14 protein-coding genes and 2 pseudogenes are annotated in these 15,489 nt (G+C 63.9%); 13 read left to right on the top strand and 3 right to left on the bottom strand.

From position 1 onward, the window contains the following. Positions 1-47: 47 nt before the first annotated feature. Positions 48-470, top strand: coding sequence for an ester cyclase (locus AC0L2V_RS01325; protein WP_473519230.1), 423 nt, complete (start codon positions 48-50; stop codon positions 468-470). A 307-nt stretch (positions 471-777) separates the two neighbouring features. Next, complete coding sequence (locus AC0L2V_RS01320; protein WP_023799967.1) at positions 778-2,457, top strand: formate--tetrahydrofolate ligase; 1,680 nt, start codon at positions 778-780, stop codon at positions 2,455-2,457. 73 nt (positions 2,458-2,530) lie between these two features. Here the strand turns inward: AC0L2V_RS01320 and AC0L2V_RS01315 are convergent, their stop codons facing one another. Further along, entirely contained in the window at positions 2,531-3,178 is a 648-nt protein-coding gene (locus tag AC0L2V_RS01315) for a cysteine hydrolase family protein (RefSeq protein WP_473508295.1), read from the bottom strand. Positions 3,179-3,321: 143 nt separating this feature from the next. Between AC0L2V_RS01315 and AC0L2V_RS01310 the strand changes: the two are divergent. The 6 genes and pseudogenes from AC0L2V_RS01310 to AC0L2V_RS01285 all read left to right on the top strand — a co-directional run bounded on the left by AC0L2V_RS01310 (position 3,322) and on the right by AC0L2V_RS01285 (position 8,779). Further along, positions 3,322-4,298, top strand: a pseudogene (locus tag AC0L2V_RS01310) (helix-turn-helix domain-containing protein). Positions 4,299-4,607: 309 nt separating this feature from the next. After that, a complete protein-coding gene (gene parS, locus AC0L2V_RS01305) occupies positions 4,608-5,093 on the top strand; it encodes a type II RES/Xre toxin-antitoxin system antitoxin (protein ID WP_473494936.1) in 486 nt (161 codons plus the stop codon). Beyond that, positions 5,090-5,599, top strand: a complete 510-nt coding sequence (locus AC0L2V_RS01300) for an RES family NAD+ phosphorylase (RefSeq protein WP_473508294.1) — start codon at positions 5,090-5,092, stop codon at positions 5,597-5,599. The genes parS and AC0L2V_RS01300 overlap by 4 nt, the downstream gene beginning before the upstream one ends. 156 nt (positions 5,600-5,755) lie before the next feature. After that, positions 5,756-6,217, top strand: coding sequence for a DUF4126 domain-containing protein (locus tag AC0L2V_RS01295; protein WP_473519229.1), 462 nt, complete (start codon positions 5,756-5,758; stop codon positions 6,215-6,217). Continuing rightward, positions 6,214-7,590, top strand: coding sequence for an FAD-containing oxidoreductase (locus AC0L2V_RS01290; RefSeq protein WP_473508293.1), 1,377 nt, complete (start codon positions 6,214-6,216; stop codon positions 7,588-7,590). The genes AC0L2V_RS01295 and AC0L2V_RS01290 overlap by 4 nt, the downstream gene beginning before the upstream one ends. A 133-nt stretch (positions 7,591-7,723) precedes the next feature. After that, positions 7,724-8,779, top strand: a complete 1,056-nt coding sequence (locus AC0L2V_RS01285; protein ID WP_473508292.1) for a peptidase M14 — start codon at positions 7,724-7,726, stop codon at positions 8,777-8,779. A 43-nt stretch (positions 8,780-8,822) separates the two neighbouring features. On the opposite strand, the gene AC0L2V_RS01280 is transcribed toward AC0L2V_RS01285, so the two are convergent. Beyond that, on the bottom strand, positions 8,823-9,002 hold the full coding sequence (locus tag AC0L2V_RS01280) for a hypothetical protein (protein WP_473508291.1): 180 nt from the start codon (positions 9,000-9,002) through the stop codon (positions 8,823-8,825). Between the two features lie 75 nt (positions 9,003-9,077). On the opposite strand from AC0L2V_RS01280, the gene AC0L2V_RS01275 reads away from it, so the two are divergent. Both AC0L2V_RS01275 and AC0L2V_RS01270 read left to right on the top strand, forming a co-directional pair. Beyond that, positions 9,078-11,267 carry an anthranilate synthase gene (locus AC0L2V_RS01275; RefSeq protein ID WP_473508290.1) on the top strand — a complete coding sequence of 730 codons (2,190 nt, stop codon included), beginning with the start codon at positions 9,078-9,080 and terminating at the stop codon, positions 11,265-11,267. Positions 11,268-11,295: 28 nt separating this feature from the next. Further along, positions 11,296-12,225, top strand: coding sequence for a cation diffusion facilitator family transporter (locus AC0L2V_RS01270; protein ID WP_473508289.1), 930 nt, complete (start codon positions 11,296-11,298; stop codon positions 12,223-12,225). A gap of 396 nt (positions 12,226-12,621) precedes the next feature. Here the strand turns inward: AC0L2V_RS01270 and AC0L2V_RS01265 are convergent, their stop codons facing one another. Then, positions 12,622-13,731, bottom strand: coding sequence for a hypothetical protein (locus tag AC0L2V_RS01265; RefSeq protein ID WP_473519227.1), 1,110 nt, complete (start codon positions 13,729-13,731; stop codon positions 12,622-12,624). Between the two features lie 111 nt (positions 13,732-13,842). On the opposite strand from AC0L2V_RS01265, the gene AC0L2V_RS01260 reads away from it, so the two are divergent. From AC0L2V_RS01260 to AC0L2V_RS01250, 3 genes and pseudogenes are all read left to right on the top strand, one after another. Further along, positions 13,843-14,280 (top strand): DsrE family protein, encoded by a 438-nt coding sequence (locus AC0L2V_RS01260; protein ID WP_473519393.1) that lies wholly within the window; start codon positions 13,843-13,845, stop codon positions 14,278-14,280. A 166-nt stretch (positions 14,281-14,446) separates the two neighbouring features. Then, a pseudogene (locus AC0L2V_RS01255) lies at positions 14,447-15,096 on the top strand (SDR family NAD(P)-dependent oxidoreductase). Between the two features lie 46 nt (positions 15,097-15,142). Beyond that, positions 15,143-15,445 (top strand): putative quinol monooxygenase, encoded by a 303-nt coding sequence (locus AC0L2V_RS01250; protein WP_473519226.1) that lies wholly within the window; start codon positions 15,143-15,145, stop codon positions 15,443-15,445. The last annotated feature ends 44 nt before the right edge of the window (positions 15,446-15,489 follow it).

Genomic DNA, 15,489 nt, shown 5'->3' with positions numbered 1-15,489 from the left:
TGCGCATTGCGAGGAGCGGAACCTGATCGTCTCGCCGTCGTTCAACCGTGGGCGGCAGCCAGCGAGGACACGCGATGGATATCCGGGAAATTGCTCGAAATTTCTATGCCACGATCGATGCGCGGGACTGGGATAGACTGGCCGGTCTGGTCTCTCCGGATCTCGCCCTTCATCTCGCCAGCGCCAATCCGATCGGCTTCGATGACTGGCGAAAATCCCTGACCGAATTCTTTGTTGGATTCCCGGACGGCCATCACGTCATCGACGACTATGTCGGCGATGCCGACAGGGTGGTCACGCGCGGTCGCTTTCAGGGCACGCATACCGGCACCTTCCACGGCGTCGCACCGAGCGGAAATTGCGTCTCGGTTGGTGTGATTAACATTGATCGCGTCGAGAACGGCATCGTGGTCGAACATTTCGGCCAGCTTGACGGCTTGGGGCTGATGCACCAGATCGGCGCATTCTAGCGAGACCGCTCGAAGCGCCGACCGGCGCTCGAACCCTGTCGCATTCCGTGCATTCCGCGGCTGTTTTGAGACGGCAGGACGGCGCGTGCTCTGGCTTCTATACGGCGCGACAACCCGCGAAGATCCGGGTCAGGTCGACCAGGAGCCGTCTTTCTCTAGAGGAAACATAGTTGCATGCAAGTTGACGCCACGGCAGCGACAGGGCTAGAAAGTGCCCTCGCCTGCAGTACCGGGCTGTTTCGAACAGGCTTGCGACCACACTGATCAAACCCGTCCCCTCCACCGTCCAATCCAGAGGAAAGCCGCCATGGCCGAAGTGAAGTCCGACATCGAGATCGCGCGCGCCGCCGACAAGAAGCAGATCCAGGCGATCGGCCAGAAGATCGGCATTCCAAGCGAGCATCTTTTGCCTTACGGCCACGACAAGGCGAAGATCTCGGCCGAGTTCATCAAGTCGGTGAAGGCAAACAAGGACGGCAAGCTGATCCTCGTCACCGCCATCAACCCGACGCCGGCCGGCGAAGGCAAGACGACGACGACGGTGGGCCTCGGCGACGGTCTCAACCGCATCGGCAAGAAGGCCATCGTCTGCATCCGCGAGGCCTCGCTCGGGCCGAATTTCGGCGTCAAGGGCGGCGCTGCCGGCGGCGGCTATGCGCAGGTCGTACCGATGGAGGACATGAACCTCCACTTCACCGGCGATTTCCATGCCATCACCACGGCGCATAATTTGCTTTCGGCGCTGATCGACAACCACATCTACTGGGGCAACGAACTCGGCATCGACATCCGCCGCGTCGTCTGGCGCCGCGTCATGGACATGAACGACCGCGCACTGCGCGAGATCATTTGCTCGCTCGGCGGCGTCGCCAACGGTTTTCCGCGCGAGGGCGGCTTTGACATCACCGTCGCCTCGGAGGTCATGGCGATCCTGTGCCTCGCCACCGACCTGAAGGATTTGGAAAAGCGCCTCGGCGACATCATCGTCGCCTATCGCCGCGACAAGTCGGCCGTCTATGCCCGCGACCTCAAGGCCGACGGCGCCATGGCCGTGCTGCTCAAGGACGCCATGCAGCCCAACCTCGTGCAGACGCTGGAGAACAACCCGGCCTTCGTCCATGGCGGTCCCTTCGCCAACATCGCGCATGGCTGCAACTCGGTCGTTGCCACCACGACGGCGCTAAAACTTGCCGACTACGTCGTCACCGAAGCCGGTTTCGGCGCCGATCTCGGCGCCGAAAAATTCTTCGACATCAAGTGCCGCAAGGCCGGCCTGAAGCCGGCGGCCACGGTTATCGTCGCCACTGTGCGCGCCATGAAGATGAATGGCGGCGTCAAGAAGGAAGATCTCGGCAAGGAGAACGTCGAGGCGGTCAAGAAGGGCTGCGCCAATCTCGGCCGTCACATCGAGAATGTCAGGCAGTTCGGCGTGCCTGCGGTGGTCGCCATCAACCATTTCTATTCCGACACCGACGCTGAAATCAGGGCGATGAAGGACTACGTCGCCTCGATGGGCGAAGAGGCGATCCTGTGCAAGCACTGGGCCCACGGCTCGGCCGGCATCGAGGAACTCGCCAACAAGGTGGTGACACTCGCCGAATCCGGCTCCTCGCAGTTTGCGCCGCTCTATCCCGACGCCATGCCGCTGTTCGAGAAGATCAACACCATCGTCCAGCGCATCTATCGCGGATCCGAAGCGATCGCCGACAAGTCGGTGCGCGACCAGCTCCACGCCTGGGAGCACGCCGGATACGGCAATTTGCCGGTTTGCATGGCCAAGACGCAGTATTCGTTCTCGACCGATCCGAACCTGCGCGGCGCGCCGACCGGCCACACTGTGCCGGTGCGCGAGGTCAGGCTGTCTGCCGGCGCCGGCTTCATCGTCGTCATCTGCGGCGAGGTCATGACCATGCCCGGCCTGCCCAAGGCGCCGTCCTCGGAGAAGATATTCCTGAACGAGATGGGCCAGATCGAAGGCCTGTTCTGAGAATTTCGAAGGCCGGAATGATAGGGGCGCCGCAGCGATGCGGCGCCCTCTTTTGCTTGGCCGCGCCAAACTTCTAAGCGGCGTTGCGTGCCAGCCCGCGCTGGTTGGAGGCGTAGGGCGTATCGCGCTCGGGCCGCACGCCGGTCTTCAGGCAGTCGATCCATTCGGCGGTCTTGAGAACGGCGGCGAAGCGCGACTGCAGGACAACCGTCACCACGCGATGGATGTCCTCGGCCGAGGCGTAGCCGGCGCTGTTGGCATAGGGCAGCGACCCCGTCGCATCCGACAGGAACTCGACCGCAAAGCCCATATGGACGGCGTGGATGACCGTCGACAGATCGCAATTATGCGTCATGTAGCCGATGACCGTAATCGTATCGATAGCGTTGGCGCGCAGCCATTCCTCGAGGTCGGTGCCGGTGAAGGCGCTTGGCAAGGTCTTTTCGATGGTGTGGTCGCGGTTTCGCCTCGCGATCTCGGGATGCAATTCTGCGCCGTTACTGCCCTTGGCGAAGACCGGTGATGTTTCCGGCGCCAACTGCTTGACGACCACCACCTTGACGCCTGCCTCGGCGGCCGCGTCCATGGCGCGCGCCACATTGGCGACGCTGTCGCGGAACGGCGGATACTGGATGGCAAGGTTGCCGCCGTCATAGTCGTTCTGGATGTCGACGACGATGAGGGCACGGCGCGGCGCTTTGCCTTTGGCTGAGTCCGACATGGAGTTTTCCTTTCCCGTTTGACATTGATGGCCCGTTTGACATTGGTGGATCGAGGATAGACTCGGCATCGGTCCGCAAAAGTGTCCCGATTGACATAGTTCGAAATAATTGGGACATTCCGGAAACTCTCATGGTGCTCATCATGGCCGATCCGATCGTTGCCGCCATCGCCTTCGATGGCATCAGCCCGTTCCACCTCTCTGTCCCGTGCCTTGTATTCGCAGAGGATCGCACGACGCTCGGCCTGCCGCGCTTTGAGTTCCGGGTCTGCGCGATTGAGGACGGGCCGATCCGCACCGATGCGGGGCTGACCATCAGCGTCCCGCACGGGCTTTCCGCGCTTGATGACGCCGACATCGTCATCTTGCCCAGCTGGAAGAACCTCGAAGTCCACCGCCGGCGGCACTGATCGAGGCGCTGCGTCGCGCGCACCGGCGCGGCGCGCTGATTGTCGGATTGTGCTTGGGAACGTTCGCCGTTGCGGCGACCGGTCTGCTTTCGGGGCGGCGAGCCGCGACGCACTGGGCTTTTTCCGACCAGCTGCAGGCCCTCTATCCCGACATTCTCGTCGAGCCGGAGGTGCTCTATATCGACAACGGCGATGTCGTGACCTCGGCCGGTGTCGCCGCCGGGCTCGACTGCTGTCTCCACATCATACGGGCTCGCTATGGCGCGGAGGCGGCACTCCGGCTTGCCCGGCAGATCGTGCTTTCTCCTCATCGTCAGGGCGGGCAGGCGCAGTTCATAGAACGCCCCATCGCCAGGACCGGCAATGCCGACCGCTTCGCACAGGCTCTCGACACCGTGCGCAAGACGTTGCACGCGACGCACAGCCTGGACAGTGTCGCCGCTACCGCCGGCCTCACCCGCCGGACCTTCACGCGCCGCTTCCAGAAAACAATCGGCACCAGCTTCGGCGACTGGCTGACCGATCAGCGCGTCGCGCTGGCGCAGCGGCTGCTGGAAGCAACGGAAAAATCAATGGACATGATTGCCTTCGAGGCCGGCTTCGGCAGCGCAACCTCGCTGCGCCAGCATTTTGCGGCGCGGCTCAGAACCACGCCCGCGCAGTACCGCCGCGAATTCTCGAAGAACGCTCAGGAGCGCGTCGCAAGATAGCTCCAACTCATGTTGGAAATCACCGTCGATGTCGGCGCTGCCCCTCATCTGCCTGCCGGCATCTTCTCCCCGTTTAGTGACGGGAGGCTGGCCGCAACCTCGGTACCCTTTCTGCAACGCTGGTGATTGGCGAAATCGCCGATGACGGCATCTTTCTCCCCGTCACTATACGGGGAGAAATGCCCGGCAGGGCAATGAGGGGCAGCGCAAGCCTGAAGCATTATCTCTGCTCTCGATCCTGCTCGCCCTTGAAAGCGTCGCGTCACCTGTCATATATTGAAGCGACAGATGACGTTAGGAGGCGAGCCCGTGGCGACGGCATCGAAAAAAACACCTGCAGCGCCAAGAAACAATGAACTGCAGAAGGTGGCCAGATTGCTCGGTGGCGCCCGCATCCTGTCGCGGCATCTCCGGAGCGCATTGGACGCCCATGAGTTGCTTGTTCACGGCCTGCCAGGTTCGGCGCTGGACCATCTGCTTGGGCAACTCGTCTTCATCCAGAAGACTGATTCGCTCGAGAAGGCCGTCGGCATGAGCTTGCGCACCTACCAGCGTCGTAAGGACGCCCCCTCCAAGCCGCTCAGCCAGGACCAGAGCGGACGAACCTGGAAATTCGCCGAGATCCTGTCGAAAGCGACCGACGTGTTCGGTTCACAGGCGGAAGCCGAGCAATGGCTGGAGCGCCCGGCGATCGGGCTCGACCAGTGCCGTCCCATCGATCTTCTGGCAACCCCGGCCGGTGTCGAGCTTGTGCAAGACTATCTCGAGCGGCTTGAATACGGCGTTTATGCATGACGCCGCTGCCGGCGGCACTTGGCGGCTCCGACCTCGTTGGCTGGCGTCTCGATCAGGCTGCGTTTGCGCCCACATGGGACAGTGGCGAGGGCGCATACAGGGTCGGCGGACGATGGAACAGCAGGGGCGTGCGCGCAGTCTACTGCTCAATCGATCCTTCGACGGCGATTCTCGAGGTCGCAGTCCACAAAGGTTTTAGGGCGCTCGACACGATTGCGCATGTGATGACGGCGGCGATAGTCAGCGATGTCACGGATGTGCATATCGTCGACCCTGCCGCCGTTCCGAACCCTAACTGGCTGCGTCCGGGCATTCCGAGTTCCGGGCAGCAGGCATTCGGCGACGATCTTCTCAAACGGCACCGGTTCGTGGTGATTCCGAGCGCAGTATCCCTGAATAGCTGGAATCTGATCTTCGAGGCGAACGTCGCGAAGGGCGCCTATGGCATGAGGACCCAGGAAGCCTTTGCGCTCGATACGCGATTGCATCCGCCTCCTGCTAAATGACCGTGCTTATCTCGCTGCTTCGCTACCCTGCTGTTTCAATAGGGTGTCCATGAAAATCGTATAACGTCAGAGATCGCAGGCCTCTGGTCAAATGCCGAACCTATGCTAGCCTGCCCCGGCTGGGCTGTCCCAGGCCGTGTGATCGAGGGGTCAATCATGCTGTACATCCTTGCACTTCTGATCGGCGTCGTTGCCGGTCTTCGCGCCATGACCGCGCCTGCCGCCGTCGCCTGGGGCGCCTGGCTTGGCTGGCTGCCGGTCGCCGGAACCTGGGCCAGCTTCATGGGCCACTGGATCACCGTCGGCATCTTCACCATCCTGGCCATTGCCGAACTGGTCACCGACCAGTTGCCGTCCACGCCGAGCCGCAAGGTGCCGCAGCAGTTTGGCGCGCGCATGGCTGTCGGCGCCTTCACCGGCGCGGTGATCGGCGCGACCGGCGGCGCCACCGTCGGCGGCCTGATCGCCGGCGCCATCGGCGCGGTGATCGGCACGCTGGGCGGCGCCGAGCTGCGCAAACGCCTGGCGCTGGCTTTCGGCAAGGACCAGCCCGCCGCCTTCATCGAAGACGCGGTGGCGATCGTCGGCGGTCTGCTGATCGTGGCGGCGGTGGCATGACGGCAAAGCCATTCGACGCCATCATCATCGGCGCCGGCCAGGCCGGCCCGCCGCTCGCCGGCCGGCTGACGGCGGCTGGCATGAGCGTGGCGCTGATCGAGCGAAAGCTGGTCGGCGGCACCTGCGTCAACACCGGCTGCATGCCGACCAAGGCCATGGTCGCCAGCGCCTATGCCGCGCATCTCGCCCGCCGCGCCGCCGACTACGGCGTGACGCTCTCCGGTCCGGTCGGCGTCGACTACAAGGCGATCAAGGCCCGCAAGGACAAGGTGTCGGACAACGCCCGCGGCAACCTCGAGAGCTGGATTGCCGGCATGGACAGATGCACGCTTTTTCGCGGCCATGCCCGCTTCGAGACGGCCGATACCGTGCGCGTCGGCGACGACCTGCTGAGCGCCGGGAAAATATTCATCAACACCGGCGGCCGCGCCTCGGTGCCTGATCTGCCGGGCGTCGACGACATTCCGTTCCTGACCAACTCGTCGATGATGGATCTCGACGTGCTGCCGCGCCATCTCGTCGTCGTCGGCGGCAGCTACGTCTCGCTCGAATTCGCGCAAATGTTCCGCCGTTTCGGTTCACAGGTCACGGTGATCGAAAAGAGCCCGCGGCTGATCGGCCGCGAGGACGAGGATGTCTCGGCCGCCATCCTGTCCATCCTCGAAAACGAAGACATCACGGTTCATCTCGGCGCCGGCGACATCGGCTTCGCCAGGCAGGGCAGCGACATCGTCGTGACTTTCACCGCCGGCAAGGCGCCGGCTGTCGGCTCGCATGTGCTGCTGGCAGTAGGCCGGACCCCCAACACCGACGATCTCGGCCTCGACAAGGCCGGCGTCGAGGTCGACAAACGCGGCTTCATTGTCGTCGACGACCAGCTTCGCACCGGCGTGCCCGGCATCTGGGCGATGGGCGACTGCAACGGCAAGGGCGCCTTCACCCACACCTCCTACAATGACTACGAGATCGTCGCCGCCAATCTGCTCGACAACGACCCGCGCAGGGTGAGCGACCGCATCGAGGCCTATGCGCTCTATACCGACCCGCCGCTCGGCCGCTGCGGCATGACCGAGGCAGCGGTCAGAAAGTCCGGCCGCCGCGCGCTGGTCGGCCAGCGGCCGATGACCCGCGTCGGCCGTGCCGTCGAGAAAGGCGAGACGCAAGGTTTCATGAAGATCCTGGCCGATGCCGACACCAACGAAATCCTCGGCTGTTCGGTGCTCGGCCCCGGCGGCGACGAGGCGATACACTGCGTGCTCGGTCTGATGTACGCCAAGGCGCCGATCAGCACGCTGGCGCGCGCCATGCACATCCACCCGAATGTCTCGGAACTTCTGCCGACGATCGCCCAGGAGTTGAAGCCGCTGGCGTAGGCCGGGCAGGCGTTGGACCAGTATGTCCGCGCCCGGCCGAGGAGAGCCTTGCGCCCATAGCGCCGAAAGCTGGACCAATCGACAGCGTAGCGGCGAAAGGGCATGTGTTCGGCTTCTTTCCAGGAGTCGTATCATGCAGAAATCGATCGAGCGCATTGCCGGCGACAGCGAGGGCGTTTCCTACGAATTCCCAGTGTTTCGTTTCGAAGGAACGGACAAGGCGGCATCCTCGGCCTATCTGCAGGCCGCACTCCATGCCGGCGAACTGCCGGGCGTCGTCGCCATCGACGCGCTGATGCCGATGCTTGAAAAGGCCGAAGCCGAAGGCCGCATCAAGGGCAATATCACCGTCGTGCCGCAAGCCAATCCGATCGGCCGCGCCCAGTATCATTTCGGCGAGCACCAGGGCCGTTTTCACCTGGGCACGCGCACCAACTTCAACCGCGGCTTTCCGCTGCTGGCCGCGCCTGACGTAAAATTGTTGCCCGACACCACGCTTGGCACTGCCGATCAGCGGCTGAAGAGCCGGCTGCTGCAGCTGTCGATCGGCCACGACATCGTGCTTGACCTGCACTGCGACGACGAGGGCCTTGCCTACCTCTATGTCCACACCAGCCTGTGGCCGGCGAGGGCGGATTGTGCGGCGGCCATGGGCGTCGATGCGGTGATCCTGTGGGATGAAGATACTGACGGCACCTTCGAAGGCGCCTCAATCACGCCGTATCTGAACCTCCCTGCCGAGGTGGCGCGGTTCGACCGGCGCGTCGCCACCACGGTCGAGTATCGCGGCATACTCGATGTCGACGGCGCTCTGGCCGGCACCGATGCCGAAGGGCTCTATCGGCTGCTGGTGGGGCGCGGCGTGGTCCTGGACCAGGCCCTGTCCACGTCCGGCAGCTTCACCGGTTTCGTTGCGCCGCTCGAAAACATCGACATGATGCCGGCGCCGCGGGCGGGCGCGGTCCTCTATGCCGTGAAGCCCGGCGACCGTGTGGCAAAAGGCGCACTGCTCGCCACCATCGTCCATGCGCCGGGTGAAGCCGGCGGCCGCACCGAGGTGCTCGCGCCCCAGGCAGGCATCATCCTGACACGGCGTTCCCGGCGCATCATCCGCGCCGGCGAAGATCTGCTAAAACTGGTCGGCGACAGGAAAAGCGCCGATGCACGGTCGGGAACGCTGGAGGATTGAGGGCTCATGCCCTTCTCCATGCCCTCGCCCTTCTCCAGCCCCCTCATTGAATCCAGTTGCGCGGCCGTTCAATCGCCGCTATTGGAATCGCCATGAACATGCGCTCGATCAAGACCGTTTGGTGGTGGGCTCGCTGACAGCGGCCTGTTCGAACGCGTGCGCGTGAAAAATGGAAGATGGCCGCAACGGAATGTCCGGGCGGCCATTTGTTTTTCAAAGCCATGCCCCGGGTCCGTTGCCCCCAAGACGCTGAACTATCCAAGACGCTGAAAAGCCCAAGACGCTGATGGAGACGGCAATGACGACGAAAATTCTGGAGAACGGGGCGGAGCGCTTCGTCACGGCGGGTGGCGTGACGATTACCCGCGAGCGCCATGACCGGCCTTACCAAGGCGCGATCGACGCCTATGTCGACGGGCTGAATTCGCGCCGCGGCGCCGTGTTTTCCTCGAATTACGAATATCCCGGCCGCTATACGCGTTGGGACACCGCCATCATCGACCCGCCGCTGGTGATCTCGGCGCGTGGCCGCGCCATGCGCATCGAGGCGCTGAACAGCCGTGGCGAGATGCTTCTGCCGGTGGTCGGCAAGGCGCTCGACGGCCTTGACGAGGTGACGATCGCCGAGGCGTCGAAGCGACTGATCCGCCTCGACGTGGCCATGCCAGGCCGTGTCTTCACCGAAGAAGAACGCAGCCGCGTTCCCTCCGTCTTCACCGTGCTGCGCGCCATCACCGCTCTGTTCAAGACGGAGGAAGACGCCAATCTCGGTCTCTATGGCGCCTTCGGCTACGATCTCGCCTTCCAGTTCGATCCGGTCGACTACAAGCTCGAGCGCCAGCAAGGCCAGCGCGACCTCGTGCTGTTCCTGCCCGACGAGATTCTGGTCGTCGACCACTATTCGACAAAAGCCTGGACCGACCGCTACGACTATTCCAGCGATGGGTTTTCGACGCAGGGATTGCCGCGCGACGAAATCGTCGAGCCGTTCAGGACCGCCGACCGCATCCCGCCGCGCGGCGACCATGAGCCGGGCGAATATGCCAATCTGGTGCGCAAGGCGATGCAGAGTTTCAAGCGCGGCGACCTGTTCGAGGTGGTTCCCGGCCAGATGTTCTACGAGCGCTGCGAGACGCCGCCCTCCGACATCTCCCGCAAGCTGAAGGCCATCAACCCCTCGCCCTATTCCTTCTTCATCAATCTCGGCGAAGGCGAATATTTGGTCGGCGCCTCGCCCGAGATGTTCGTGCGCGTCAACGGCCGCCGTGTCGAGACCTGCCCGATCTCCGGCACGATCAAGCGCGGCGGCGACGCCATTTCCGACAGCGAGCAGATCCTGAAGCTGCTCAATTCGAAGAAGGACGAATCCGAGCTGACCATGTGCTCCGACGTCGACCGCAACGACAAGTCGAGGGTCTGCGACCCGGGCTCGGTACGCGTCATCGGCCGCCGCCAGATCGAGATGTATTCACGGCTGATCCACACCGTCGACCACATCGAGGGGCGGCTGCGCGAAGGCATGGACGCTTTCGACGCGTTCTTGTCGCATGCCTGGGCGGTCACCGTCACCGGCGCGCCGAAATTATGGGCGATGCGCTTCATCGAGCAGAACGAGAAGAGCCCGCGCGCCTGGTATGGCGGGGCGATCGGCATGGTCAATTTCAACGGTGACATGAACACCGGCATGACGCTTCGCACCATCCGCATCAAGGACGGCATCGCCGAGGTGCGCGCCGGCGCCACGCTGCTCTTCGACAGCATTCCCGAGGAAGAAGAAGCCGAAACCGAACTGAAGGCATCCGCCATGATCTCCGCCATCCGCGACGCCAAATCAGGCAATGCCGCCGACACCGAACGCGCCACCGCGCGCGTCGGCGACGGCGTCAACATCCTGCTGGTCGACCACGAGGACTCCTTCGTCCACACGCTGGCCAATTATTTCCGCCAGACCGGCGCCAACGTCTCGACCGTGCGCACGCCTGTGCCGGACGAGGTCTTCGACCGGCTGAAACCCAATCTCGTCGTGCTGTCGCCCGGTCCCGGCACGCCGAAGGATTTTGACTGCGCCGCCACCATCAAGCGGGCCCGCGCGCGCGACCTGCCGATCTTCGGCGTCTGCCTCGGCCTGCAGGCGCTGGCCGAAGCCTATGGCGGAGAGCTGCGGCAGCTGCACGTGCCGATGCATGGCAAACCGTCGCGTATCCGCGTGTCGAAGCCGGGCATCATCTTTTCCGGCCTGCCCAAGGAGGTGACGGTCGGCCGCTATCACTCGATTTTCGCCGATCCGGTCCGCCTGCCCGACGGCTTCGTCGTCACCGCCGAGACGGAAGAAGGCGTCATCATGGCCTTCGAGCACAGCAAGGAGCCGATCGCCGCGGTGCAGTTCCACCCGGAATCGATCATGACGCTCGGCCACAATGCCGGCATGCGCATCATCGAGAACATCGTTGCGCATCTGCCGCGCAAGGCCAAGGAAAAGGCGGCTTAGCTCCGGTTTCGGCGGCCGGAAGCAATCGATGACCGCTATTGATTCGAAAAACACCGCCAAGCGCAAGGTCGCCAGCCTCGCCTTCTGGTCGATCATCGTCGCCTTCGTCGTGCTCGGCCTGAAGCTGGCGGCCTGGTACGTCACCGGCTCCGTGGCGCTGTATTCGGACGCGCTGGAATCGATCGTCAACGTCATTGCCTCTGCCGCCGCCTACTGGGCGATCCAGGTCAGCCACAAGCCGGCCGACCAGGATCATCCTTTCGGCCATCACAAGGCCGAATATTTCTCGGCTGTTTTGGAAGGCGTGCTGATCGTGCTGGCAGCCCTGCTGATCCTCAACGAAGTGTGGTGGTCCCTGCGGCATCCCGTTCCGCTCGAACAGCCCTGGACCGGCCTCGCCATCAACGGCGTCGCGACGGTGATCAACGCCTTCTGGGCCATGACGCTGATCCGTGCCGGCCGTGCCGAAAAATCACCGGCACTGGTCGCCGACGGCAGGCACATCATGACCGACGTGGCGACCTCGGTCGGCGTGTTCATGGGTGTGGTCGGCGCCGTGCTGACCGGCTGGCAAGTCCTCGATCCCGCTCTTGCCGTCATCGTCGCGCTGAACATCCTGTGGCAGGGCTGGCACGTCATCGGCTCGTCGATGAACGGACTGATGGACCGCGCCGTCGACACGCAGGAGCACATGCGCATTCGCGACATCATCTCGGCCAATTGCAAAGGCGCGCTGGAAGTCCACGATCTGAAGACGCGGATTGCCGGCCGCGCCACCTTCATCGAGTTCCACCTGGTCGTCGACGCCGACATGTCGGTGGGCGCCAGCCACGTCATCTGCGACCGCATCGAGGATGCGCTGAAGGCGGAAATCCCCTCGGTGCGCGTCACCATCCATGTCGAGCCCGATGACGAGGCAAAACTGCCCAGGGGCACGACCGCCGTGCCGTTCGCGTGAGATGGTTCACGCAGTAACGCTGCACAGGGGATTTGAGGGGTTGGAGGCTTGCCGACAGGCAACAGCCATCGTTCGTTTCAGCGGACTATCGCAAACGCTGGAGATTGGCCGAAGCCTCCCCAACTTCGTCATCCTTGGGCGAAGCAGGAGCGAAGCTCCGTCGCGGAGACCCTGGGATCCATGCCGTAACCTTAGTCGGCAGCGGAGCAGAATTCAGCAGCGCAGCAGCGCTCTGAAGTCACGGCATGGATCCTGGGGTCTGCGCCGCGTCGCTTCGCTCCTTGCTTCGCCCCAGGATGACGAAGCGATGGCTGTTTTCCGCCGATCACCACCTGCGAGCGGCCTGACCAGAACACCTTTGCCTTGTTCATACGCCGTCCTTTCTGGCCCGAAATCTCAACGCGCGCAGGCAGCCTGCGGCATCGGCTCCAGCCGATAGACCTTGTCGTCGGATGCGGTCTCGCCGTCGGCCGCCTTCGAGCACAGGTCGACGATCGGCAGGCTGCTGTTGGGATTGGCCAGCATCATCGTGCCGTTGGCGCCGCGGCGCAGATAAATCTCCCTGGCCGCGATGTCGCAGGAAAAGTCGCTCGTCTTTCCGCTCGCCACACAGCGCCACTGGTCCGCTTCGCCGTCACAACTGTAGCTCTGCGTGACCTCTACGGCATTCTGGCGCGTGGTGACGGAAACTTCTATGTCGGCGCCATCAGGCCAGCTTGCCGTCTCGCCGTCCTTGGCGAAGGCGGCCAGTTCGATCGGGCCCCGGAAAACCCGGATGCTGTGGGTAAGCTGATCGGGATGCGAGCCGAGATGCGCGGCATCGTAGTCGCGCCCGTAGCAGAACGGCTGGTCCGGTTTCAGCCGCTCGCGCAGCGGTGCTCCCAGCCCCGGATCGACCGGATCGATGCGCGCGAATTCGGCCTTGCAGGTCTCACCCGGCATGCGGTCGAGCCGGAAGCCGTCGTCTTCCGTGCCGAGTGCCTGCCTGGAAAACTCCGTTTCGCCAAGTTCATCCTCGGCGCCGGCATCGAGATAAAGCTTGCGATGCACGCCGGAGACGATCAGCCGGCCTTTTTCGTCGACGTTCACCAGGGCCATGGTGCGGTCGCATTCCATGCCGCAATGGATCTCGCCCGATTGCGGATCATCCTTGCCGCACCAGCCGCCGACCCATTCGGGCTTCTTGGCGCCGCGCACCGTCGTCGCCAAAAAACCGTTGTAGCCGGACGGACCACTGCTCGGCTCCTCGTTCGGAGGGCTGACCGGATCGCCGCCAAAATAGAAGAAAATCCGTCCCACCTTCTGGTTCGGGTGCAGCTTGAGATGCGCGGCATCGTAGATACGCCCGAAACAGCCATCCTTGCCGTCCGGGCTGAGTTCGGTGAGTTCAGGCGTATCGTCGGCAAGGGCCGTGCCGGCGACAGCGGCCAGCAAGGCGCCAGCAAGCCCGGCGCCCACAATGGTCTTCCCCACAATGGTCTTCCCCCGAATGGTCTTCGATGTCATGTGCCCCTCCTCGCCCGACCCCTCTTCGCCCGACCACGACGTAACGTCAATTTATGCTAGGATCGAGGCCGAAGCCACGCAATTTGCGCGGACATGCTGGAGAACGACATGATGCGACGCCGCGATATTTTCCGCGTGGCCCTTGCCGGCGCCGCCGGTCTTCTCGGGCTGCGCCAGGTCGAGGCGGCGGCCATGGCAGAGGAAAGGCAAAAGGTCGCCTATCACCTCAGCGATCTCGACAAGGTCGGCTTCGTGCTTGGCAATATCAGGAACCACTATGACGGCACCGGCGGCAAGGTCGACATCGTGCTGGTCGTGCACGGACCGGCACTCGCCGCCTTCAAGTCGAAGAGCGCGTCGGCTGCCATTTCCAGCCGTTTTTCCGGCCTGGTCCGCGACGGGCTGGCCCCGCATGCTTGCGCCAACACCATGCAGGGCATGGACGTTGCGCTCACCGATCTGCTCGACGGCTTCCATGCCGCCGAGACCGGCGGCGTCGTCAAGCTCGCCGAATTGCAGCGCCAGGGCTACGCCTATTTGCGGCCCTGAACCTCTACGGACTCGGACATGAGCACGGCGAGCCCTACGAAGAGCAGGAGAGCCCCGGAGGAATGCCAGCCACCACAACCGCCCCAGACACCGCCACACGTGTCACCTCCGCCCCTGTCACCTCAACCCTTGTCGCCCCCACTTTGGCGACCTCGCCGGCAAGGCGGTGCTGGTCACCGCGACCGGCATCGGGGCGGCACTTGCACTGGCTTACGCTGCGCAGAAATGCCGCGTCGCGCTGCATTACAATTCAAGTCGGCGAAAACCTGGCCAAAACCATCCGCAACGGCGGTGGCGAGGTGTTCCCGGTCCAGGGCGATTTCTCGTTTCCTGCCGATGTCGAGCGCGTCGTCGACGCGCACCATTTCGGCCGGCTCGATGGCCTGGTCAACAATGCCGCCTCGGCCGCGTGCCCTAGGCCGAACTGAGCGAGGCGCATTGCGACGCGGACCTCAACGCCCGCTCCGTGCTGACCGCATCACGCCAGGCGATGCCATGGCTGAAGCGCCAGGGCGGCTTCATCGTCAACACCTCGTCGATCGCGGCACGCAATGGCGCCGGCGGCGGCGCCGGCCTTTATGGCTCGGCTCTCTCCAATGTGACCCGCGGCCAAGGAACTGGTCGGCTCGCGTCAACGCGGTGGCGCCGGGCACCATCGCCTTCCATGAGCGCTATTCGACCGAGGAGCAGGCCATGGTTGCCACATTCCGCAGGGCCGCGCCGGCACGCCGCAGGATTGCGCCGGCGCCGTTCCTCTCCACCGCCCTGTTGAGCGGTTACATCACCGGGCACGACGGTGGCCAGTTGATGCCGTGAGCGGCGGCCTGCATACTTGTCGCAGCAAGCAACGGAGAAACCGGCAATGTATGGTCTGATCGGCAAGAGGCGGGCGACGCGCGGCCAGCGCGACGCAATGATGGACGTCCTGCTGGCCAGCACCGGCGCCATGCCGGGCTGCCTGAGCTACATCATCGCCACCGATCCGGCCGATGCCGACGCGATCTGGGTGACCGAGGTATGGACCGACCAGGCAAGCCACAAGGCTTCGCTGCAATTGCCGGAAGTCCAGGCGGCGATTGCCAAGGCGCGACCGATCATCGCCGGGTTTGAGTTCCAGGTCGAAACGCATCCTGTTGGTGGGTTTGGGTTGGCTGAGGCGGGATAGGCTGACGGGACAGCGCCCCCCTCTGTCCTGCCCTCTTTGCCAAG

The organism is Mesorhizobium sp. WSM4814, from assembly GCF_055811595.1.
Note: the sequence above shows the minus strand (reverse complement) of the source record. Positions and strands in the feature narration are given on the sequence as shown.